18 protein-coding genes are annotated in these 24,516 nt (G+C 32.6%); 12 read left to right on the top strand and 6 right to left on the bottom strand.

Features of this window, described 5'->3' with window-relative positions; genetic code table 11:
• Positions 1-190: 190 nt before the first annotated feature.
• Positions 191-1,222: a LacI family DNA-binding transcriptional regulator gene (locus tag H3S73_RS11635; RefSeq protein ID WP_198229122.1), complete on the bottom strand. Its 1,032-nt coding sequence runs from the start codon at positions 1,220-1,222 to the stop codon at positions 191-193.
• A 329-nt stretch (positions 1,223-1,551) separates the two neighbouring features.
• Here H3S73_RS11635 and H3S73_RS11630 point away from each other — a divergent pair, with 329 nt between their 5' ends.
• From H3S73_RS11630 to rimL, 4 genes are all read left to right on the top strand, one after another.
• On the top strand, positions 1,552-1,995 hold the full coding sequence (locus H3S73_RS11630) for a PTS sugar transporter subunit IIA (RefSeq protein ID WP_198229121.1): 444 nt from the start codon (positions 1,552-1,554) through the stop codon (positions 1,993-1,995).
• Positions 1,996-2,026: 31 nt separating this feature from the next.
• Entirely contained in the window at positions 2,027-2,299 is a 273-nt protein-coding gene (locus H3S73_RS11625) for a PTS sugar transporter subunit IIB (protein WP_025314594.1), read from the top strand.
• A 20-nt stretch (positions 2,300-2,319) separates the two neighbouring features.
• Positions 2,320-3,681, top strand: coding sequence for a PTS ascorbate transporter subunit IIC (locus H3S73_RS11620; RefSeq protein ID WP_198236697.1), 1,362 nt, complete (start codon positions 2,320-2,322; stop codon positions 3,679-3,681).
• A 183-nt stretch (positions 3,682-3,864) separates the two neighbouring features.
• Entirely contained in the window at positions 3,865-4,416 is a 552-nt protein-coding gene (rimL, locus tag H3S73_RS11615; RefSeq protein WP_198236696.1) for a 50S ribosomal protein L7/L12-serine acetyltransferase, read from the top strand.
• Between the two features lie 222 nt (positions 4,417-4,638).
• On the opposite strand, the gene H3S73_RS11610 is transcribed toward rimL, so the two are convergent.
• From H3S73_RS11610 to H3S73_RS11600, 3 genes are all read right to left on the bottom strand, one after another.
• Complete coding sequence (locus H3S73_RS11610) at positions 4,639-6,087, bottom strand: APC family permease (protein WP_198229118.1); 1,449 nt, start codon at positions 6,085-6,087, stop codon at positions 4,639-4,641.
• Positions 6,088-6,282: 195 nt separating this feature from the next.
• Positions 6,283-7,317: an alcohol dehydrogenase AdhP gene (gene adhP / locus H3S73_RS11605; protein ID WP_198229117.1), complete on the bottom strand. Its 1,035-nt coding sequence runs from the start codon at positions 7,315-7,317 to the stop codon at positions 6,283-6,285.
• A 502-nt stretch (positions 7,318-7,819) separates the two neighbouring features.
• Positions 7,820-9,139: an MFS transporter gene (locus H3S73_RS11600; protein WP_198229116.1), complete on the bottom strand. Its 1,320-nt coding sequence runs from the start codon at positions 9,137-9,139 to the stop codon at positions 7,820-7,822.
• 243 nt (positions 9,140-9,382) lie between these two features.
• On the opposite strand from H3S73_RS11600, the gene H3S73_RS11595 reads away from it, so the two are divergent.
• Positions 9,383-10,417, top strand: coding sequence for a tagatose 1,6-diphosphate aldolase (locus H3S73_RS11595; RefSeq protein ID WP_198236700.1), 1,035 nt, complete (start codon positions 9,383-9,385; stop codon positions 10,415-10,417).
• A gap of 159 nt (positions 10,418-10,576) precedes the next feature.
• On the opposite strand, the gene grxB is transcribed toward H3S73_RS11595, so the two are convergent.
• Together grxB and H3S73_RS11585 are read right to left on the bottom strand one after the other, a co-directional pair.
• Positions 10,577-11,227: a glutaredoxin 2 gene (grxB, locus tag H3S73_RS11590; protein WP_198236695.1), complete on the bottom strand. Its 651-nt coding sequence runs from the start codon at positions 11,225-11,227 to the stop codon at positions 10,577-10,579.
• A 2-nt stretch (positions 11,228-11,229) separates the two neighbouring features.
• Complete coding sequence (locus tag H3S73_RS11585) at positions 11,230-11,859, bottom strand: Pr6Pr family membrane protein (RefSeq protein WP_198236694.1); 630 nt, start codon at positions 11,857-11,859, stop codon at positions 11,230-11,232.
• A 781-nt stretch (positions 11,860-12,640) separates the two neighbouring features.
• Here H3S73_RS11585 and H3S73_RS11580 point away from each other — a divergent pair.
• The 7 genes from H3S73_RS11580 to H3S73_RS11550 all read left to right on the top strand — a co-directional run bounded on the left by H3S73_RS11580 (position 12,641) and on the right by H3S73_RS11550 (position 24,307).
• Positions 12,641-15,418, top strand: a complete 2,778-nt coding sequence (locus H3S73_RS11580; protein ID WP_198236693.1) for a type VI secretion system Vgr family protein — start codon at positions 12,641-12,643, stop codon at positions 15,416-15,418.
• 19 nt (positions 15,419-15,437) lie between these two features.
• Positions 15,438-18,815, top strand: coding sequence for a hypothetical protein (locus tag H3S73_RS11575; RefSeq protein WP_198236692.1), 3,378 nt, complete (start codon positions 15,438-15,440; stop codon positions 18,813-18,815).
• 95 nt (positions 18,816-18,910) lie between these two features.
• The gene (locus H3S73_RS11570) at positions 18,911-19,516 is read left to right on the top strand and encodes a hypothetical protein (RefSeq protein ID WP_198236691.1); all 606 of its coding nucleotides are present in this window, start codon (positions 18,911-18,913) and stop codon (positions 19,514-19,516) included.
• Positions 19,517-19,519: 3 nt separating this feature from the next.
• Positions 19,520-20,470 (top strand): hypothetical protein, encoded by a 951-nt coding sequence (locus H3S73_RS11565; protein WP_198228645.1) that lies wholly within the window; start codon positions 19,520-19,522, stop codon positions 20,468-20,470.
• Positions 20,471-20,964: 494 nt separating this feature from the next.
• On the top strand, positions 20,965-21,615 hold the full coding sequence (locus H3S73_RS11560) for a hypothetical protein (protein ID WP_198236690.1): 651 nt from the start codon (positions 20,965-20,967) through the stop codon (positions 21,613-21,615).
• Complete coding sequence (locus tag H3S73_RS11555) at positions 21,602-23,242, top strand: hypothetical protein (protein ID WP_198236689.1); 1,641 nt, start codon at positions 21,602-21,604, stop codon at positions 23,240-23,242. The genes H3S73_RS11560 and H3S73_RS11555 overlap by 14 nt, the downstream gene beginning before the upstream one ends.
• Positions 23,243-23,302: 60 nt before the next feature.
• Positions 23,303-24,307 (top strand): hypothetical protein, encoded by a 1,005-nt coding sequence (locus H3S73_RS11550; RefSeq protein WP_198236688.1) that lies wholly within the window; start codon positions 23,303-23,305, stop codon positions 24,305-24,307.
• Positions 24,308-24,516 lie beyond the last annotated feature (209 nt).

Raw genomic sequence — 24,516 nt, 5'->3', positions numbered from 1 at the left:
TTAAAAGGCCTGACTCCGGTTGAATATCGAAATCAGGCCTTACAAGCCGCTTAATAAAAGTGTCCAACTTTATGGGGTCACTTCACTCATTGAGTAGGCTTTTTTATTATCTGCTTTTTGAGAGGATGATAACCGACCAGAAGTTCGAGCCGATCTTAATAATTCTAATTATCTTTCTTAATAAAGCTAATTAAACACTCGCCCGCATTCGAATGACTGGTACAAACGCTGACAAATCCATTTCATTTGTTACTTTTTTATTCTTTAAATTATCTAATAGCAGAGTGGCTGTATATTCACCGATTTCTTTATACGGTAAAGCGACCGTTGTTAATGCGGGAAAGCTCACTTGGCTAAACTCATTATCACCAAAACCACTTACTGCTAATTGATAAGGTACTCGAATATGTCGACGTTGACATTCATACAGTACCCCACAAGCTAATTCATCTGTCGTACAAATTAATGCGTCTAGTTCTGGCCAATTTAATAACATATCGGGTAACAACTCACTTCCTGTACTAAAATTGGCTGGTTTAGCAGCATTAATAACTCGATGTGTAGGGAGATGATAAGCTAACATAGCTTTATACCATCCGTGTAAGCGTTGTTGAAAAATTTGATATTCTTGGTTAGCACAAAGTAACCCAATGTGTTGATAACCTTTTTTAATAACATGTTCAGTGAGCATATACATAGCCAAACTATCATCTATTCCAACATTTATATTAGTTAATCCACCATAATCTTTACCAATATTCAAAATAGGAACAATTTTATTTTGCACAATTTGCTTAATAAAACTTTCATCTTCAACTTGAAATAGTAATATAGCTTCAAGGTTATGACTATATAAAGCATCTAACATTTGCGATTCAAATTTATAGTAATGATAAGATTCAATAAGTAAGGTAGTATACCCCTCTTTTGCCAAGTGTGTTTGAAGTGAATTTAACCATAATTGAGCGGAATGATCATATATTTTAGGTGTGATAACAGCAATGACTCGATTTGCCGATGCAGAGGCTAGCAAACTTGCAGCAACATTAGGTTTATATCCTAAAGCATCGACAGCAATTTGAATTTTTTGGCGAAGTTTATCTGAAACGCGATCTGGAGTTCGTAAAGCTCTAGATACGGTCATCGTTCCGACACCCGCATATTTTGCAACATCGAATAAAGTAATCTGTCCTGTAGTTTTACGCTTCTTTATTTCTTGCATCTTTCATTCCGATTAAATTTAATCTTAACTTTTTTAAATAAATCTTATATTAGTGGTAGCAAAGCAGAAAAAATCGATAATAGACAATTAATAATAGAAAAGTGTGATACAATCACTTCGAAATCACTCTCATTTCTATAATACTATTACGTCTAAATAACTATTTTATAATCGTTATATCAAAAATGTTACTTTCATCACAAAATGAGAAAAATTTTCATCAACTTTGATAGCGCTATCACATTTCTAATATTTTTTTATTTCTATTCTTATTTAGTATGTTATTTTTTAAACTAACAATTGATGATATCAGGTTTAATGGAGGAAAAATGTTAGGTAAATGGTTAACCAGCCAAACAGTCAATATTGTTGATTCTGTTGAAGATTGGAAAGAAGCGATACAAATTTGTGCAAAACCATTATTAGAAAATAATGCCATTTCGCCAAATTATGTCCAAGCAATTTTTCAATTACATGAATCAATTGGACCTTACTACGTATTGGCACCGGGTATCGCTATGCCGCATGCTAGACCAGAGCAAGGTGTCAATCAACTGGGCTTATCTATGTTACTGGTCAAACAAGGAGTGAAATTTAATTCATCAGAAAATGACCCCGTATATTTAATTACTTTATTAGCAGCCAGTGATAATACAAGCCATATTGAAATGTTAACTCAATTAGCTGAGCTGTTTGGTGAATCAAACGATATGCAGACAATTTTTAATGCACAAAATAGTGATCAAATTTTAGCTGTGATCAATCGTTATTAAATTTAATAAAACTAAGAAAAGGATAAATAAAATGAAAATTATGGCAGTTTGTGGTTCAGGTCTTGGTAGCAGTTTTATGGTTGAAATGAATATCAAAAAAGTTCTAAAAAAATTAAATATTGATGCAGAAGTAACGCATGCAGATCTTGCCTCAGCAACCCCAGAACAAGCTGATTTATTTGTTATGACTAAAGATTTAGCAGACAGCTCTGGCATTCCTAGCGATAAACTAGTAGTTCTAAATAATATAATTGATATCAATGATTTGGAGTCCAAACTCGTTGAACATTTCGCTAAGCAATAGTTAGATAATGAGGTGTTGCGATGATTCAAGAAGTCGTTAAATTTATCGTTGATATTTTAAAAGTACCGGCCGTATTAGTTGGTATGATTGCTATGGTTGGGTTAATAGCCCAACGCAAATCCTTTGCTGATACAGTAAAAGGAACCGTTAAAACTATTTTAGGATTTTTAGTTTTAGGCGGTGGTGCAAGCGTACTTATTAGTGCGATTACACCATTAGGTATGATGTTTGAAGAAGCTTTTAAACTACAAGGCATCATCCCTAATAATGAAGCTATCGTATCCATGGCATTAAATGAATATGGCGCAGCAACAGCATTAATCATGGCTTTTGGAATGATTGCTAATATTGTGGTTGCGCGTTTTACATGTTTAAAATTTATCTTTTTAACTGGACATCATACCTTTTATATGGCGTGTATGATCAGCATTATTCTAACGGTTGCGGGTTTTGAAGGTTGGCAATTAGTCTTTACTGGAGCCCTAGTACTTGGTCTAATTATGGCGTTTTTTCCTGCAATGGCTCAACCATATATGCGTAAAATCACAGGAAATAATGATGTAGCATTTGGTCACTTTGGCACCTTAGGTTATGTATTGGCAGGAGCGCTTGGTCAAGTCGCTGGTAAAAACTCTCGCTCAACAGAAGAGATGAATTTACCTAAAAATCTAAGTTTCTTGCGTGATAGCTCAATTTCAATTTCATTAACAATGATGATAATCTATTTGATCCTTGCCGTTTTTGCTGGACCTGATTATGTCCAAACAAATTTAAGTAAGGGGGATAATTACCTAGTTTATGCAATTATCGAAGCAATTACCTTTGCTGCTGGGGTATTTATTATTCTACAAGGCGTACGGTTAATTCTTGCTGAAATTGTTCCAGCATTTACAGGTTTTTCAGAAAAACTCGTGCCGAATGCCAAACCAGCCTTAGATTGTCCAGTTGTTTTCCCATATGCACCAAACGCTGTATTAATTGGTTTTTTATTTAGTTTCCTTGGTGGATTAGTTGGTCTATTTGTATTAGGTCAATTAAATGCTGTACTAATTTTACCTGGCGTAGTTCCTCATTTCTTCTGTGGTGCAACTGCTGGTGTTTTCGGTAATGCTATGGGCGGACGTCGAGGTGCAATGCTTGGCGCATTTGCTAATGGTTTATTAGTCACATTTTTACCTGTACTTTTATTACCTGTTTTAGGTTCGCTTGGTTTTGCTAATACGACTTTCTCTGATGTCGATTTCTGTGGTATTGGTATTATTTTAGGTAATATGGCTAAATGGTTTAACAAAGATATAATAATGATTATTATTGTTGCTATTTTTGCTCTTCTGGTTATCCACAACTACATGTTAAAAAATAAGAAAACTGCAAATGATTAAGCTTAAAATTTTTTAATTAATTTTAAGTAACAATTAAATTACCAGATCAAATGATCTGGTAATTTTTTATAATTAACGCTAAAGATAAAACTAAAAATATAATTCTTTAATTAAGTAAAGTTTATGTTATTCTTAAAGTTATATTAACACAGAATTGGTTGTACTCTCTTAAAGGAATAATTAATGACAAATACCAATCAACAAAGTATCATTGTCAATGAACATCTTCATTTAGTGCCATCAGATCGACAATACTCAACTAAGTTATACAATATTATTGATGTTAATCGTGATCATTTTAGTCAATTTATGGCTTGGCCTAAGTTTGTCAATAATGAAGCAGACACATCAAATTTTTTAGATAATTGTTCAGTTGAGCACCAAAAAGATATTACCAAAACTTATGTAATTTTACTGGATAATAATCCTGTCGGCTTATTGTCTTTTAATCGAATAGATAAAAACAATAAGACAGCCTATATTGGTTATTGGCTCGATAGCCAAGCAGAAGGTAAAGGTATTATGACACAAGCAATTCAAGCACTTACTCACTACTATGCATCACAAAAAATAATTAAACGATTTGTTATTAAATGCTCAGTGGATAATCCTAAAAGTAATGCGGTTGCTAAGCGATGCGGTTTTAGTTATGAAGGAACACTTAAACAGGCTGAATATTTGAATGGAATTTTTCATGATCAAAATATTTATGGTCTAATTTCAACATATATTTAAAATTTTCACCAAACTGTAACAAAATAATTACTCACTAACTTTATATTAAATATTTTATTACTGATTAAATTAAAAGGCCTGACTCCGGTTGAATATCGAAATCAGGCCTTACAAGCAGCTTAATAAAAGTGTCCAACTGTATGGGGTCACTTCATAATGTCGGTTTTTACTTTTATAACGTTGAAATGATTCATTTCAAAATAAGTTAAATATATTCTCTGATTATTTACTAAACACGTTACCATAAAGAGCTAACAGAGCAACGATGATCATTGTAGAAACTGCAATGGTATATTGCATTTTCACTTTATATTTTTTCATTTCACCAAGTGAAAGCTCTTTATTCTTATTCTTTCTGTGGTAATAATAATATAAAGGTAAACCGATTAAAGTTAGAATGATTGACGCAATACCATTAAAAGTTTGATAAACAAGCATACCATAAATAACATACATAGCCCCTAGAATTGCGATAATTGGAATGATTGGATAACCAATAACTTTATAAGATCTTGGGATATCGGCATATTTTTTACGAGCGATGATTACACCAATAAATGTTAATAAATAAAATACCCAAATTGAAAACATTGAGATTTCAGATAAACGATCAGCATCCAGTAAAATTGAATATAAAAAAGAAAATATCACTAATACACATATAGCATTAACTGGTGAGCGACTATCATCATCGATTGTACTTAAATAACGCGCTCCAATGATGGTTCCTCGTTCTGCCATACTGAAAATTGTACGAGATAACGTCATAATATAACCATTAATCCCACCTAAAATTGAGATCATAATGCCAACCGCAACTAAATTACCACCCAAATTGCCAAACATACGTTGTGAGGCAACGGCCGAAGCATCATGACCAAGTGATACCATCTCTTGGACAGGAAAAATTTTAAACAATGCAATATTGATACAGGCATAAACAACAACTAAAAATATGATACCCAAAATAATTGCTTTAGGTAGCACTTTTGCCGGATTATGAATTTCACCAGCAACAGAGGCAACTTGAGCCCAACCATCATAAGCAAATAAAGTAGCCAAAATAGCTACAGCAAATGGAGCATAAGTTTCAATCCCTTGACCACTAGCACTAAATAATGCTACTTGACCATTACCTTTCCATAGTCCAAATACGGCTAACAATAAAATAGGAATAAGCTTACAAGCAGTAGCTATCGTTTGCAAATAACCTGCTTGCTTAACGCCAATAGCGTTAATAACAGCAATAAATCCTAAAACGCCAGCACTTACTGCCATTTTATAAGAATCATCAATACCAAATAACAGGCAAAATACCGAACTAAAATATCCTACCAATGCCCCAACTAATGATGGAGCAAAAAGCACGGTAATCATCCAACCATAAAGATGAGAAACTTTTGAGCCGTAAATTTTTTCCAGATAAACCAACATACCGCCCGTACGTGGAAACATAACACCTAATTCACAAAGCGTTAACCCACCACAAATAGAGAAAACACCACCAATGATCCACGCTAACAGTGCATAGTTATAATCACCGGCAACTTCTAATACGGCAGGTGGTTTCATAAATGCGCCAGCCCCTAAAACCATACCAACAACCAGCGACAATGCAGAAACTAAACCAAGATCTTTCCGTAAATTATTTTCTAAATTGTGATCTTCCATATAGGTCCTCTTAAAAAATATTAAATTAGCGAGCAAAATTGATTTATGATAGGGATTTATTAATAAAATACAAGAAAGATTAATATTATTGATAGTAAAGGTAGCGAAAGTAAAACGGATAAATTAATATTTGATCATGAAAAAAGCCGGCATTAAGCCAGCTTTTATTGGTTTTTAACTTAATATAGAAAACAATTATTTCTGTTTTTTCATTTTCATATCAACAACCATACGACCACGAATTTTACCTTCTCTCATTTCGTTAATCATATCGTTGATATCTTCTAATGGACGTTTTTCAACAATTGGCACAACTTTACCTTCAGCACTAAATTGGAATGCTTCGGCTAAATCTTGACGCGTACCAACCAATGAACCTAAAACTTGAATACCATCTAATACTGTTTTAGGAATACTTAAATCCATCGTTTCAGAAGGTAAACCTAAAGCGACAACTCTACCTAAAGGACGAACAGACTCAATTGCTTGATTAAAAGCTGTTTTAGTGACTGATGTTACCACTGCACCATGCACACCACCACCTGTATGTTCTTTAATATAAGCACCTACGTCTGCCACTTTTTTAGGGTTAACAACCAAGTCGGCACCCAGTTCTTTACATAGTTCTAATTGGCTGTCACTATTACTAATCGCCACTACTTTATTGTTAAACACTTTTTTGCCATATTCAACTGCCAAAGTGCCTAAACCGCCAATACCAAATACCGCAAGCCATTGACCTGGTTTTGTGTCTGCAACTTTTATGCCTTTGTAAGTTGTTACTCCAGCACAAGTTACGCTAGTTGCTTGAGCTGGATCTAATCCTTCTGGTACTTTAACTGCGTAATCTGCTTTGACAATACACTGTTCTGCCATACCACCATCGACACTATATCCAGAATTTAAAACATTACGGCAAAAGGTTTCCTGACCTGAAATACAATATTCACATGAACCACAACCAGCATGGAACCAAGCAATACTAACACGATCACCAATTTTTAAACTTTTCACATCTGGAGCTATTTTAGTAACGATCCCTACTCCCTCATGTCCAATAACACGACCAGGTTTTTTACCAAAGTCACCTGCCGCGACATGAAGATCCGTATGACAAAGACCACAATATTCAACTTCAACTAAAGCTTCGCCTGCTTCCAATGGACGGAGAGGAATATCTTTAATTTCAACTTGACCATCGCACTCTTGTCTAACAACTGCTGCCTTCATTTTTTTCTCCTAAATAATTTTAAAATAAAATATAACTTAGTTTATTCTATCCTAACTATGTTGAAAAAAAATGAGGTATTTCACAAAATTATTAAAAAGTTTGATTATTTAATAATCCTGATTGAAACGTATATCTAACCTCAAAGTTTTTGACAAAAATCTAGAATTGCTAAAAAACATCCTTAATTAACTTTATTAATTGTTTGCTCTGTTTTTTTATTTTGCTGTTATCTCTTGAATGATAAATCATACCAATAAACTTAATTATGAATTAACCTAATGACTTGATAACTTAAAGTAAGTTAGCGATAGATAATCAAAAGTGCTTGATTAATTTTTATATTTATCTCATAAAATTTTTAGATCAATTAATGATGGTATAAGGCTTTTTGAAAGATTAAGCCATGAAATAAATAGAAAATCACAGACAGGAAAATGTTTTTATATTTTAAAGGAACGAGCCTGAATACTCGTTCCTTATTTAACATTTAAAAAATTATGGTTAACCAATATCTTTTGCAATGTATTTTTGACTATTATTATTCATTAATAAAAATAGTCCAATTAATGCACCGAGTGCGAATAACCCAACCACATACATAGCTGGTGCCATTTTGCTCACAAAGTCACTCAAAAATGATATGAGTAATGGCGTTAATCCTCCTGCAATGGCATACGCCATATTAAATGAAAACGACACTCCACTATAACGAATTTGGGTAGGAAAGACTTTCACCATAAAGTAGGCAAAAGATCCAACAATACCGACGCAGAACCCTGCTAGGGAATAAGTGATAAATAAAAGTTGATGATTATCTAAGGATAAATAAAAAATAGCGATAGCAAGCGCTGCAAGAATGCAACCAATCAATATGACCTTACCCATCGTAAACTTATCCATCATCATGCCATAAAAAGTACAACTTATAATCAGACCTATTATTGCTAATATATTGCCTTGTAGTGCATCAATTGGTGAATAATCAAATGATTTTTGTAATAAAATAGGCGTCATTAACATAATAACCATAATACCGGCAGATAAAACCCAAGTCAGTAACATTGATAATACTGTCTGTGGTAAATATTGAGTTATCACGGTAACAACAGGAATTTTATTCGATAATTCTTGTTGTTTACGTTTTTGAATTTCAAGAAAAATGGGAGTTTCTTTTAACCAACGGCGCAAATACATTGCGATCAAACCAAAAATACCACCAATAATAAAAGGAATACGCCATCCCCAATCGATTAATTGTTCGGATGAGACGCTTTTATTCATAACAGTTGAAACCAAAGAACCGAGTAAAATACCTAAACTTAAGCCACTGGTTAAAATTCCACATGCTAATCCAATTTTATCTTTTGGCACATGCTCAGCAACAAACGTCCAAGCACCGGGTACTTCGCCCCCTACTGCCAATCCCTGACATAATCGCATAAGTAATAATAATAAAGGTGCAAAAATTCCAATATCGGTATAAGTAGGTAAACAACCGATAAATAATGTCGGTAATGCCATAAGCAGAATACTAAGTGTAAACATTCGTTTGCGACCAAATAAATCACCAAAGTGCGCCATAATAATTCCGCCAAAAGGACGAATTAAATAACCTGCAGCGAAAATACCGAATGTTTGTACCTGACTTAACCATGCAGGCATATCATCTGGAAAAAATAGATGACTGATAGTAATTGAAAAGAATACAAATATAATAAAATCATAAAACTCTAAAGCCCCGCCTAAAGCAGACAGAGCTAATGTTTTGTAGTCTTGTTTATTTAAAGTACGCGTTTGCGTAATTGGTGTCGTGTATGACATAGTTTTCCTTGTAAATTATTTTTTACACAGAGTGTGCGTTAATCTACTAATATACCTGAACAACATTTTTTTTAAAGACAATATCAACAAATATGACAACCTACATTTTATTATTGGCATGAAATAAAAACTTTTTTAAATATAAGCGATTTGATCAAATAAACAGCACTAAATGATTAATATATGTTAAAAATTAAAACTACAATCAAATGATATTTTTAAATGGAGAGTTATAAAATGGCTATAAAACATATTACTCGAGGTAAATTCACACGCATGCAACAATTATCGAACCAGGATGGCGTTATTGCGGCATTAGCAATTGACCAACGCGGTTCAATAGTAAAAATGATGGAGTCGGCAGTCGGTAAAGATCGCTATCATGTAGATATGGTGTATGAATTTAAAGAGCTTGTCTCACAAGAATTAACAAAATATGTTAGTGCAATCTTGTTAGACGAAGAGTATGGCTTTAAAGGTATGACTAAAAAAAATAAAGATGCTGGATTAATTATATCTTATGAAAAAACAGGATATGATGCCAATACTCCAGGTCGACTACCTGATGTATTGCCAGAAGACTCTCTACAACGGTTATTAAAAAAAGGAGCCGATGCTGCAAAAGTCTTGGTTTATTATAATCCAGATGATCCTCAAGATATTTTAGAAAAAAAACATGCATTTTTAGAACGTATCGGTACAGAAGCAAGAGCAGCGGATATCCCGTTATTTGTTGAGCCGATTGTCTATGATAATGTAGTAACAGATGATAAAAGCCCTGAATTTGCCAAAATAAAGCCTCAAAAAGTCATTAACACCATTAAAGAGTTCACTAAAAATCAATATTATATTGATGTACTAAAAGTTGAAGTTCCAGTACTTTTCAAAAATGTTGAAGGATTTAATGATAATAATGTTGTTGTTTACACCCAAAAACAAGCAGCTGATTACTTTAAACAGGCCAGTGACGTAGCAACTCGTCCATTTATCTATTTGAGTGCTGGGGTACCAACCAAAACTTTCCATCAAGAATTAATTTTTGCGGGTGAAAATGGCGCTAAATACAGTGGTATTTTAGGTGGACGTGCAACATGGTTTGAAGGTGTTGCAGCGTATGCCAAAGAAGGTAAAGAGGGCTTAAAACGCTGGTTAGACAAAACTGGACGTGAAAATGTTGAGCACCTCAATAAAATTTTAAAACAGTATGCGACACCTTGGTACGATATTTATGGTGGCAAACAAAACATAGAAGTGATCGATATTAAATTAGGCGATTAATTAATTTCAAATCCAATCCCAATAGTTATAAATTATAAGTAAGCAAAGATAGAGTACAGGGTTTTATCCTATTTACCTGTACTCTCTTTTAAAGTTCTAAAAATTTTATCACCAAGATTAACTACCCAAAAAAGATAAATTAAAACCTCCTGAATAATTTTAAATTGCTTTATCAAAAAATAAGTTCACTTTGGTTAGTTTAGACATTGACTCGATATAATCCTTAACTTTAGGCGGAAAACGTAATCCTTTTACACAAGTCAAATTACGTAAAACAGGAAACAGACAGATATCATCTAAAGATAATTGCCCATTACACGCTTGTGGCGAGATAATCAATGGTTCAAGCTCGTTTAATAACTTGGATATTTCAGATACCAATGAATCAGTTTGTGCTAAGCATTCATCAAATGAGCCGATTTTTTTAGTTTTACTCGTGACAAAGTAATTGATCGCACTTTGAGTTGCAAATTCTGCTAAGCTAAGTTTGATATAACGTGGACACTCTAATTTATAATCATATTGCTGTAGTTGTTTAATTAATTTTTCAATATTTGGCGATTTTGGGCCGATTAAGATAGGCTTTCCTCCATAATGATTATCGACATAATCAACAATATCCAGACTTTCAGGCATATAACTGCCATCCTCTTTTTGTAAAATTGGTGCCATCTTTTGACCAATCATACTTTCGGGAGACTTAAAATCATCACTCAAAAAGACATGTAGCTCAAAAGGGATATCTTTTAAACCAAAAATCATTCTAGCCCTTACACAAAAAGGACAGTGTTCATAAATATATAATTTCATTTCTACCTCCTTAAGCAATCAATAGCCCATAATAAATAGGCAAACCCTATAAATGCCAGCATGACAATGCTCGCATTAAACAATGCATGTGGATAACCGATTTTTGTAACATTGATAAAAGGATACGGATAATAATGAGTAAAAAAGCCTAGTACAAAAATATAAACGGCATAAATTAACATGGTAGTTAATGATCCTATAATGACGCGAAAGCTAATGCGTCGAAAGGGTCCCCAAATCAGCCAACTCAATATGCCTAGTAGAGGAATAACAACATGTAAACTTTCATTAGCGAATCGCATAAATATATTTGGTGGAACATGAATGCCACGTAAAAGCGAGTTATACACAATAGCCGTTATAATTACACCTACCAACCCATTTAATCGAATAATACGAAAAATAAAACGATTACAATTCGGACTAAAAGCTAACCATAAACAACTTATTGCCAACATAAGGTTAGATAATACAGTAAAAAAACTATAATAAAACACCATACGCCCTATTGATGTTGCTGGCTGCCAGCTTCGAAGCTGCATATGCCAATAAGTATAAGTTTCAAGACCAACAACCAATAGCACATATAATGCAATAAAAAGATTAATATTTCGTTTTAACATAACAAACATAAAAAAATAAAACCGTATTGCAGTATATATCAGTAAATCTAAAAAAAAGAAATTATAAAAATAGATTAATTTGTTATTTTTAATAAAAATAATGTCAAAACTTTTATCCTATGAGAGTATTTTAATAAAAGTCGTTTTTTAGATATAAAAGCTTAATCTAAATTCTACTCACTGCTCACTGTTATAAATCGCGCTTAGAATTTAAATTTAGAATGTTTTTATTATGAAATGGTATAGACTCCTGAATATTTTTTACAAAATAAACTATAACTTACTAATATAATTGTATTTTTATATAAACTCAACCCAGTTATTTATTCAAACTAAAATCCTATTTTTTGTTCTAACAATAATTAAAAAAATTTTTCATCATTGTACAGTCCTTTATTTTTGTCAAAAAGTTTCAGGTAATGGCTATGTCTGAGTAAAAAGGATTTTTATATATAAATCTTAATAAAATTCAGTGAAAAATTATCCAATAAAAAATCTGCAAAAACCAAATTCTTTTAGTCCTTGTTTGATCATGTTCAGGTGACAAACTTTTAACGATATTTTATTTTATTTATTTATTAATAATATCATTAAGTTATCCATCTAATTAAAATTTAAAGAAATGTAAAAAAAGATTGCAAAATATACAAAACAGTGTATTTTAGATTATTTTTAATATCTGACTGATTTTAACACCTTACTGCCTATTGGCAATTTTTATAATAATTATTAACTGGTCAGATAAAAATAATAAATAGTTCAATAAAACAAAGTTGTATTTGCAGTACACATGAAATATATCGAGGATAACATGGATAAAGGACTAACCAATTTGGTAAATCAATTGGGCAATGGTTTAAGTCGAGGCTTAAAGCAAGGTTTGGTTAATGGAGTCGGTCACAATCGCTATACGTTAAATATTGATGGTTTGCCTACTGAGGTTTCAATCTTAGAGGTTGAAGGTAATGAACAACTTAACCAGCCTTGGCATTACACCATTACCTTTACCAGCTCGGATAAACAACTTTCTGTTGAGTCATTTCTTAATCAAAATGCCCGTTTGAGTTTTAACCCGGCAAATTCTAACAATTTAAGTGATATTGCAACGAAAGGACTTGATGCACTTAATTCCTTAACTTCGGCTAATCCATTAGATGCATTAAAACACTCTGAGCCATTAAAACAGTTAGATAAACTTAAACAATCCAATCCACTCGATTCACTTAACTCTTTAACCCAGTTTAATCCGCTTAATCCGTTAAATTCATTATTATCTCAAGGTGGCTCACGCACTCTTTATGGTGTGATTACCCTGTTCAGTCAATTATCAGTCAGTAACGATGAAGCCCGTTATCAAGTTGTCTTATCCTCGCAATTAGCCAAACTGGCATTAAGTCATAACTGTGCTATTTTTCAGAATCAAAGCGTTATCAGTGTGGTTGAAGAGGTCTTGCGTGGTCATGGTTATACCGGGATTGATTATCGTTTAGCACTTAAAGAGCAATACCCTGAACGTGAATTTATTACCCAGTGGCAAGAGAGTGACCTTGAGTTTATTCAAAGACTGCTTGCTGATGTGGGGGTCTATTTTCGGTTTGAAACCCATGGTGAACACAACTGTGATGTGATGGTCATCAGTGATTATGAGCAAGGTTATCAGCAGGTGGCTGATATTGTGTACAAACAACCGAGCGGCACACTGGATAACGGCGTTGAAAGTGTCTGGGATATAACCTTACACAGTCAGATGGTGGAATCTTCGGTACAAGTACAGGATTATAACTACCGCGATGCGCAGGCGAATTTACTGGGTGAAGTTAACAGCCAACAGAAAGATAACACCACTTATGGCACCGATTACCGTTATGATGAGCACTATAAAGGCTTAAATAGCAATGGTAGTAATACCAATAACAATGATATAAATAATCACAACAGTAATGATGATGAAAACAGTGGTGATATTGATACCGACGACAGTCAAGGTAGTAACGGCAATAGTAATGACAACGACAATAATAGCGATAACACTGGCAATAACAACAGCAGTGATATTAACCATAATCAAGCTAACACGGGTAATAGTGTTGAAAGTGGTGAATGGTATGCCCGCATTCGCCATGAACACGCCATTAGCCGTCAAATTGTTATCCGGGGTAAAAGCAATCAGGCCAATTTAGCTCCGGGTCAACATATCCGCATCAAAGGCAGTGCGATTGCCGGAATCGATGAGGGGGTAATGATATTAACGGTGCAAGGTCAGGGAAATCGCAGTGATGCTTATGAGCTGAGTTTTACTGCTATACCATACCAACCATTAAAACCTTACCGCCCGGAGCCGATTCCTTTTCCGACTATTGACGGCACTTTACCGGCACGAGTAACCAGTCCGAATAATGACACCTATGGTTATATTGATACACAAGGGCGCTATCGGGTTAAATTTAACTTTGATTTAAAAGAGTGGCGAAACGGTGAAGAGAGCTTATGGTTAAGACTGGCTAAACCGTATGCGGGCAGTACCTATGGTTTTCACTTTCCACTGATTGACGGCACAGAAGTTGCGGTAGCCTTTACTAACGGTAATCCGGACCGACCTTATATCGCGCATGCGATGCATGACAGTCAACACCCTGACCATGTGACCGCCATAAACAAACACCGAAATGTAATTCGTACTCCTGCTAACAACAAACTGCGGATGGATGATAAGCGCGGACAAGAGCACATCAAGTTAGCGACCGAATACGGTAAAACCCAGCTTAACATCGGGCATTTAGTTGACCAAAACAAAGAGCAGCGTGGTGAGGGATTTGAACTGCGCACCGATGAGTGGGGAGCAATTGCTGCCAATAAAGGTTTATACCTGACCAGTCAGACCGAGCCTAAGGCACAGGGTAAACAACTGGATATGCAAGGAGCTATTACCCAGCTTGAAAATGCGTTATCAATTGCCAAAGCACTGCAAAATGCAGCAACTGCCTCTGAAGCCCATGGCGCAGATACCGACAGTCAAGAACAACTTAAAACAACATTAACCCAATTAGCCCAAAGTGGTATTCTTGCTTATGCACAAGAGGGCATCGCTTTAACCAGTCCAGAAAACATTCAACTGTCAACGTCGAATAGCGTTTCAATGACCAGTGAAAACCAAACTGACATTAATGCGTTAAAAAACATAACCGTCTCATCAGGGGAATCCATCGGTCTGTTTGCCCATAAATCGGGAATGAAAGTCTTTGCCAACCAAGGTGATGTTGAGGTGCAAGCGCAAAATGCCAACCTGAATATGGCTGCCAAGCAAGATATTAAAATAGACAGTGTGGATGGAAAGCTGACGGTCACCGCAAGTGAAGAACTGACGTTAATGTGTGGTGGTTCATACATCAAAATTAGTAGTGCTGGGATTGAACTGGGCACCGCTGATAATGTTTATATAAAAAGTAATGCATTGCAGAAAATGGGGCCTAGTACACTAGATAATGAGAAACGGAGTTTCACAAAAAATATACTTGAAGTAGGTTTAGTACGTTTAATAAATAGTCATTATGTTGATTTTTCAGGATAATTTCTAAAGGAATAATAAAATGTCCATAAAAAAAACAACGAAATTCATTTTTCCGATTGGTGATAAAGAATTAAACCAAGATACCTATTATAGGGCATTATCCGAAGCTAATAATGGTTTTTATCCATTTGGAGAAAATGGTTTATGGCATGGTGGAATACATCTCGATGAAAAAGTACTGAACAAACTTGGCAATGATGAGCAATTACGTTGCATGGCTAACGGTGAAGTCATTGCCTATCGTATCAATAATGTCTACCCTAAAATAACCTATCCAGAAGAAAACATACCTGTTGTTCTACGTGGCGCTCTAAAAAATGTTGCTTATTTTTCGACTGGTTTTACATTAGTAAGACACCTATTACAAATGCCAAAAACAACTGATGCAAAAGATGAGCCACCGGCAATAACCTTATACAGTTTGTATATGCATCAGCTTGATTGGTATGGTTATCAGGAAAAAATGAAAGATGAAAAAACAAACGTACAATATCCTCACTATTGGCAACTTGGTTCAGGAAAAGTTGACGAGAATAAGGCGGATACTGTTTTCGGCAGCGTAATTAGAGCAAATGGCAGTGGAACCGAAGTGGTTGGCTTATTGTTAAAAGGAAGTAAGATTCGTTTAAGTGAAAAACACGCAACTAAAGCCGGTTGGTATAAAATTGTTTCGATATCAGAAGGAACATTGGTAACCTCAACCGAATTTAAACAGCAATTAAGTGATATTACCGGTTATGTTTGGCATAAGGACCTATCGCCGCTACCAACCGGAAACACGGCAGATACCAATCAAGATTATGAAGTTGTAAAAGAAGACAATAACACTGTTGGTAAGTCAAATGTGAAAGTAAAGGGCATAGCGGTATATGAAGCTGCAGATGATAAACAAAAATTGACTTATTTACCACCAAAAGCAACATTTGAATTAGATGGGCAAGAAAACGGATACGCTAAAATTAGTAAAATTAATGATTGTGACGTTCCAAACTTATTAAAAGAAAATGACAGTACAGACGCACCACATAAAGGTTATGTCAAAGTAACCTCACTGACTTCATTCACATTTAAACCTGAAAAATTCAATGACATTGTGGTATTAAAATCGCCGATTGCAATTTCAAGTGGCGATTTTATTGGTTATATCGGGCATAATCAACTCAAAAAAAATAGTTTTAACGAGCCTATACAAGCATCTATATCCACAATAAAACGACCATCAGATAAAAAATTACCGCAACTGTTACATGTTGAATTATTTACCTGTGAGGATTTATCAGCATTTATTACCCAAACCCGTGCTTTAGCCGATAATTTACCCGAAAGTGAAAAAAACTTAATTCAGGTTGAAAAAGGTGCAAGATTGATACAAGCATCAGAAGCGGATGGAAAATTAAATTCAGGATTAGGGATAAAGTTTATCAGTGAAAAATATAATTATTACGTTAAAATTAACTTGGAATATACTTTAAATTCAAAGGAATACTATGCTGATAACAATCTGGCTGCACAATCTAAAGTTGATGAAAAAATTGAAGAAAATGATAACGACTTATCGAATAAGACTTTAGAAATCACTTTAACAGCCGACAATAAAGAACAGTTAGAAAATAGATATAATAAAACTTATCCGCAGTTAACCAAGTCTGATATTCCGGATAAGGTTGAACTTGTTGAAGTTGATCACAATAGTTCATCTGTCAAAATACGTTTTTGTGTGAATACTAAACATTATTGGATAGCGTCAAAAGATGTCTCTCACTTATTTGGACAAGATGGGACACTCAATACCGTAATTCCTTATTGGAATAATTTTCCGCTATCATTTGATAATTTACCTCCTGCAACTAAAGATAACACGGTACATTTTCCACGGACAGTATCATTAGATTCATTAAGTAATGAGAATTTAATCACTATAGAAGACGAAAGCACGGATTCAATTTGGGTAAAAGTCACCGCAGGAAATGAAGAGCGTTGGTCAATAACAGGTTGGGTAAACATCAAAAAAGATGCTCAAGAGCACGTTAAACGAATCAGTCCCTGGCATTGGCAAGGATTTGAGACAGTAATCGAAAAAGCTTCTGTGGGAGAATTTTATACTAAAATAAACGATAACCGAGCAGGAACATTGGACATTAAAGAATATACTGATTCAATGAAAGCTATGCATAAAATCTTAATTGAATCACTTTTATATTCTGTTCAGCGAAAAAAAGGACTGCCACCTTTTACTATTGAATTTCTGAAAGATGGCCTACGCAATAGTTGGATAGCCGAAATGATAGGTCACTTAATAATAAAATATGAAAGTGAATGGTATGCAGACGAAGCGCTAACCAAATGGAAAGAAATAGATGATTTATTTGATAAAGAAACACATAAACAAAAAAAATTAATTGAAAAATGGTTAGATGACAATAACATAACCATGCCTTATAAGCGAAACTCAGCTTTAAACAGTGTTGATGAAGCACACGAGGAAACCAAAATATATTGGCAACTGGAAAAAGAGCAACGTATTAAACCCTCCCTTTGGTGGCGAGAAGTAGCACAATCTCAAGCAACCCAATCATCAAACAACCAAACACCACAAACACCCGCACTAAGCAATCTTTCGGCTGATGGCAAAGCATGGTTTATTCATCCAGTCTCAGTGATGGGTAGATTTATAAGCCCAGGTATAGTGACATATCATATTTACCACGATGGAAAAATTGAAAAACATATACCACAGGAAATATCGAAAGACTACAAGCAAAAATATAAGTATGTTTATCATGATGTAAATAAAAATCAACATGAAATTGGTATTTTTAATATACATAAAACAAAAGCAATGGAAAGAGGAAATGTAGCTTTAGATTATGATGTAGAATTAATCAATGTAAAGGAGTTTGAAGAAGGATATAGTTCAAAAGAAGGAAATGTTAAAGCAAAATTTAAAACATTTAATAGTGATAGTAAAAGATGGTATATAAATCCCGATTGTTTTGCAGGATTACTTGGAGCCATGCTTGAATTAAATGTTGACTATTTAGGATTCAATGGATTTAGTACATATGATGCTAAGTCAGTTCAAAGTAAGTCTCATATTAATGGCGTCGCTGGAGATTTAAGGTATATATCAACAAAAAGAAATGGAGAATTAACTTGGTTAAGTTATTCCACCTTTGATTTTAATGAACAAGAAAAATTTAATATAGCATTACATAAATTTGGTTGGGCAAGAACTTCGTTAATGTATTCTGAATACTTTACTTATAACAAAAAAGCTAACACATTACTTTCTTATACTAAACATATGCACAAAGAGGGTAAAGGTGGATATGAGCACTATCATCATTTACATATTTGTGGTTTTGATTTTAATTTGATCATAAAAAAACAAGATTGATTTGAATTTTTTGGAATTAATTTATTATTTTTTAATTTCAGGAGATAAAATGAAAAATAGAAAATTCAATTTTAAAGTTTAGAGGAAATAACATAATGAAATTATTCAGAAAATATTTAATTATTTTTTTTATAAGTTATTTATCTATAAATTATGCATTTTCAACAAATGTAACAAGTGAATTAAATTACTATAAAAAAATAAACTTACCTTATTCCTCTAATGAATTAAAAAAATACTATTATTGGGGAGAATATGGGTTGTATTTGTCTCCTGATATGCCGTTTCCTCTCAGGTTCACTAATAAAGAATTTTCATATAAACCTAAATTATTTGATTATCTCGCTAAAACGACATTTTATTTTCCTCATTGTTATTTTTATTATAAAAATATTTTATATAAAGGCGTTATACAGATGGCGACAGGTGAAAATGATGGTAAAGTTTTTACTTTTCAATTATATAGTTATGATAATCAAGGGGAGGTTATTGATGCAATATTACTTTATAAAGTTGAGGGTGGTGAAATATCATACTGGAATGACTTTATTATAAATCCAAATGGAAAAATTTTGATAACTCAATATCAGCAAGAAAACCTTTTTGAGGACGATGAGGAGCCAAAAAATAATCAAATCGATACCAAAACTGTAGAATTTCAAATGACTCCTTCTGGTATTTTTAATTCAACAAAGGAGTAGTTTATGAAAAAATCAATATATATAGCGGTGATAATGAATTTGCTTATTTTTAATAGCTATGCTGAGCAATTTAATGTGGCGGATGATTATAAAGGTAAATCTAATATTCCTTCAATGGATATAATTCAATTAGAAAAAGATTGCCGTAAAACAATTGATTTTTGGCAGATGACAAATTCTGAACGAGAAAGGATAAGAGAAAATTGTCCAATTAATCAAATTGCTTTCTATTTTGAAAATTTATATGAAACAATTAACAATAAAAAAAATATTTATAGTTCTGAGAAACTAGATCTTATTATTGAGAAAACTACCTCTGCCAAAATAATTAACAATATAAAATACCCCATTAAAGCGCTCAATTTATCCATTTTTAATAAAACAAATTTTATAGATAAAATTACTTTAGCGAAGAGTTATTATGATGTGGAAGGTTATTATTGGTTAATCAATCAATATTATTATATTAGTGATAGCGGGGATATTTATACATTATCAGTCAAGGATATAGATGGTAATGTGGAGCCTATATTTTGGAAACACTATCAAATAGACAAAGAAAATTTACATTTTAAACTTTCAGAACTGTTGATCGATAATGGATATAAATATGAAATCATTTATCCAGATCATTTTAAAATTCTTGAAGGTTCATTAGAAGAATCAAATTATGAAGTTGACAAATTAAAAACATGTTATCAAAAAGAATATTCGACACGTTGTAGTATTGATTCGTATCGTTTTTACCATAATATTTTGTCTCAAAAACTTGAGAAGTTAAAAGAAAAAAATATAAATAATAAACAATCGATAGAAATAATTGATAAGGAAATCAATAAAATATGTTTATCAATAACTGAGCCGGATGATCATTTTGAAGCAGAGAATTTTACCTTTACCATCACTAAATGTTTAACCGAGCAATTGAACAAAAGGATTGAAAAAATCGATTAAATATTAGAAAGTCGATGATCTAAGTTTTATATATGCATTTAGTTAATTATTAGCAACTTAATATTTGGTTATTAGATCATGACATTGCCGAGAAGGGTGTTGGATAAATTTATGGGGCATTAAAAGTTAATAACCTTAATGTACAAATAAATTTTCCTGATAATTTGATTGTATTTTTCAATTCAGATTACGATAAAAACCCAGTTCAACAGTATTTAGAAGAATTTGATATTTAATGCAATAGCAAAAATACTTTTACATATTATCTTAAAGAAGCAAAAAGAACATGGCATTAGTAGTCAAAAAATCTAAAGCAAAAAAGCACTTTCTCATTATTTAATAAAAAGTTAGATGTTTATAGAGAATAAAAATAATAATACTAAACAATAAGATGCACTTCTCCATACTCATTTACACTCAGGCGATTTTGATAATACTAAAGTAAAAGAGATTAAATTATTCTAATGATTAATTATGTGTAAGGATTATAAATTATGAAAGAAAAACTATTTATAATGTTGCTTTGTTTTTTCTTCTTTAATATTCATGCAGAGATAAAAGATACCAGTATAAAATCTAAGTTAATTCTCGATTCTAAGAACTACATAGGTGATGAACTTATAAGTAAAAAAGAGTTTGCTAAAACAATAGATTTATCTTGCAATGTGGCTCATCCATATGGAGGAATTGATAAAGAAATCAATGAAGAGAGAAAAAAATGTATCTTTTCTAAGGTGACTTTTGATTATGAAAATATAGTAGACAATATAAAATTAAATGAAAAAATATATTTAACACCTATAAACGGTGTCAATTTATTTTTAAAAAAAACGAAAGAACCAAATTATCCGAAAAACTTATTAGATGATGAAGTTAAAATATATACAGAAATGAATGATAAAGTAATTGATCAGCTAATCATTTACTCTAATGAGTATGATATGGAAAGTTATTATGCAAAATCACAATACTATTTCATTGATAATTATATCTATGTATTAAGTTCTAATATATTAGAAGAAGGGCAAACGCTAAACTTTTGGGGTAAATATTCAGTAGAAAATAATGGCAAATTTAAATTACAAGAATCCATTAAATGTCATTATCTTTTTAAAGAAAGAAAAGAGATGAATGTGTGTAAATAAGTTTAATTGTCAAAATGTTTACGCAGGAAATGAAGAGCGTAGGTCAATAACAGGTTGGGTAAACATCAAAAAAGATGCTCAAGAGCACGTTAAACGAATCAGTCCCTGGCATTGGCAAGGATTTGAGACAGTAATCGAAAAAGCTAGTGTGGGAGAATTTTATACTAAAATAAACGATAACCGAGCAGGAACATTGGACATTAAAGAATATACTGATTCAATGAAAGCTATGCATAAAATCTTAATTGAATCACTTTTATATTCTGTTCAGCGAAAAAAAGGACTGCCACCTTTTACTATTGAATTTCTGAAAGATGGCCTACGCAATAGTTGGATAGCCGAAATGATAGGTCACTTAATAATAAAATATGAAAGTGAATGGTATGCAGACGAAGCGCTAACCAAATGGAACGAAATAGATAGTTTATTTGAGAAAGAAACACAGAAACAAAAAAAATTAATTGAAAAATGGTTAGATGACAATAACATAACCATGCCTTATAAGCGAAACTCAGCTTTAAACAGTGTTGATGAAGCACACGAGGAAACCAAAATATATTGGCAACTGGAAAAAGAGCAACGCATTAAACCCTCCCTTTGGTGGCGAGAAGTAGCACAATCTCAAGCAACCCAATCATCAAACAACCAAACACCACAAACACCCGCACTAAGCAATCTTTCGGCTGATGGCAAAGCATGGTTTATTCATCCAGTCTCAGTGATGGGTAGATTTATAAGCCCAGGTATAGTGACATATCATATTTACCACGATGGAAAAATTGAAAAACATATACCACAGGAAATATCGAAAGACTACAAGCAAAAATATAAGTATGTTTATCATGATGAAAAGAATAATGAACATGAAATATGCATTTGTGATTGGCATACTATTAAAAAGAAGATCTTATCTTCAAAAGCAGGAGGAACTTATTCATATCCAAATCATGGTACTGTATCAGAGTCTAAAACAAATGTTAATGACGGATATATGGTTGCTAGAGCTAAATACACCAATGGTGATATTCATGAATGGGTAGTTAAAGAAAAAGGAGTTAGCATCTATCAGCGGCTTACAATGGCTAATGGTGATATTGCAGAATATGGGATTCACGATACAGCAAATAATGGAAAACCAGGAAACATTTGGAAATTATATACTCAACAACAAGAGGAAGCTCAATTAATAAAAATTCCTGAAATTATAAATTATGAAAATGATGATGTGACTATTAAATGTGAACTAACAGAAACCTATCGAAAATATACTAATCCTGACATTATGGCGGGTTTTATAGGCGCACTAGCTGAGATTAAGGAAAATATTCTAGTCACAGGTAGTGCTTACGAGCAAGGTTCTTGTTTTCCTAGTGCTTTACATATTAATGGTCAAAGTATTGATACTAAATATATTCGAAAAGTTAATAATTTATCAAACTGGAATAAAGACAGAGCATTTGTACAAGCTCTGTATAAATTTCATTTTACTATATTTAGAATTGGTACATTAATGTATGAATCAGATTTTGAAGACCTTAAGGGTACAAAGGATGGTTTAGGTTTACATAACTCTCATTTACATTCAGAAAAGTTTGACTTTGCTTCAATAAAAGAAATTACTTATTGAATTGATAAAAATATAACTATCTATGGATGTAAAAGTCGATAAATTAAATTGTGGAAAATTATGAAAATAAAAATTTTGCTAAATTTAGTCTTGTTTTTTATTTTATCAATAAATATTGTCTATGCAACCGAACCACCCGAAACATGGTATTTTTATAAAGTTTCCAAAAATACTGTTTTGGGCGGAGAGCCAACTTTTGAAAGAGAGCGATTAATATATAGATATTGGCAAACGAAACTAACAATAAGCGACAAAGAGGTAGTAATCGATAAAGCTTGCACTATTCCAGAGGGCGCAACGAACGAAATCGTTACACCATTATCGTATTGGAAGTCGCCAGAGCAAGTAGATAAGTACCAGAAAATTTTTTCAGAAGAGAGAATCCCACTCGAAAACCAAATTCACATAATAAAAAATGACTTAAATGATAAAGGTTCGCCCTGCTCTAAACAGGATCTTACCGCCTTAATAAAAACAGGAAATTTTATGGTATTTATGACCGAACCAGGATATATAATTATTTTTTCAAAAAATTTAGAAAAAGACAGATTATCATCAGCCACATATAGAGGATTAGATCAACCATTAAATTTGTTAGGTCACCCAATGTTAATTGATAAAAAAAATGTTAATAAAATGAATAAAGAGTGTAATTTTCCTGGTGATGGTACTTATGAGTATGATAGTTATAACAAATGTCCACTAACAGAATTACATATATATTTTGTCCGTGTAATAAACAAATTACAAGCTGAAAAAGAATATAGTTTTGAGAATAATAAAGATAAATTCTATTTTACTAAAAATCAAATAAAAGAATTTGAATACGAAATATATTTGAATATTGAAAAGAATAATAAAATAATAGACCGTTTACCCATCTATAAGGAAAATATTTTAGAATCAGCCGCTTTCATACAATATTACTATATTGATAAAAAATTAAAAAATGTTTGGTTATTAAATTATTATGGGGATGATTCAATTCATCATGTTACAAAATGGAGGCATTATAAAATTGATAATACTGGACATTTTAAATTATTAGAGTCTAGATCGTACTAATATAAAAATACGAAACTTTATAATGGTTAGTAGTGTTTTTATTAAATCATATTTTAGCCAGTAAGTTAGATGATTACAGAGAAAAAGTTGTGATTTTTAAACGCAACTTTTTCAAAAATAAGGAAAGGATTAACGGTTAACAGATGAAATACTCACATTATCTAGTAGCACTTTGTTTACTATTCAGCACCTACAGTCAATTCTATTTG

This window comes from Gilliamella sp. B14384G12 (assembly GCF_016101825.1).
In the GTDB taxonomy this organism is placed as follows: domain Bacteria; phylum Pseudomonadota; class Gammaproteobacteria; order Enterobacterales; family Orbaceae; genus Gilliamella; species Gilliamella apicola_N.
This window is presented reverse-complemented; position numbering and strand designations above follow the sequence as displayed.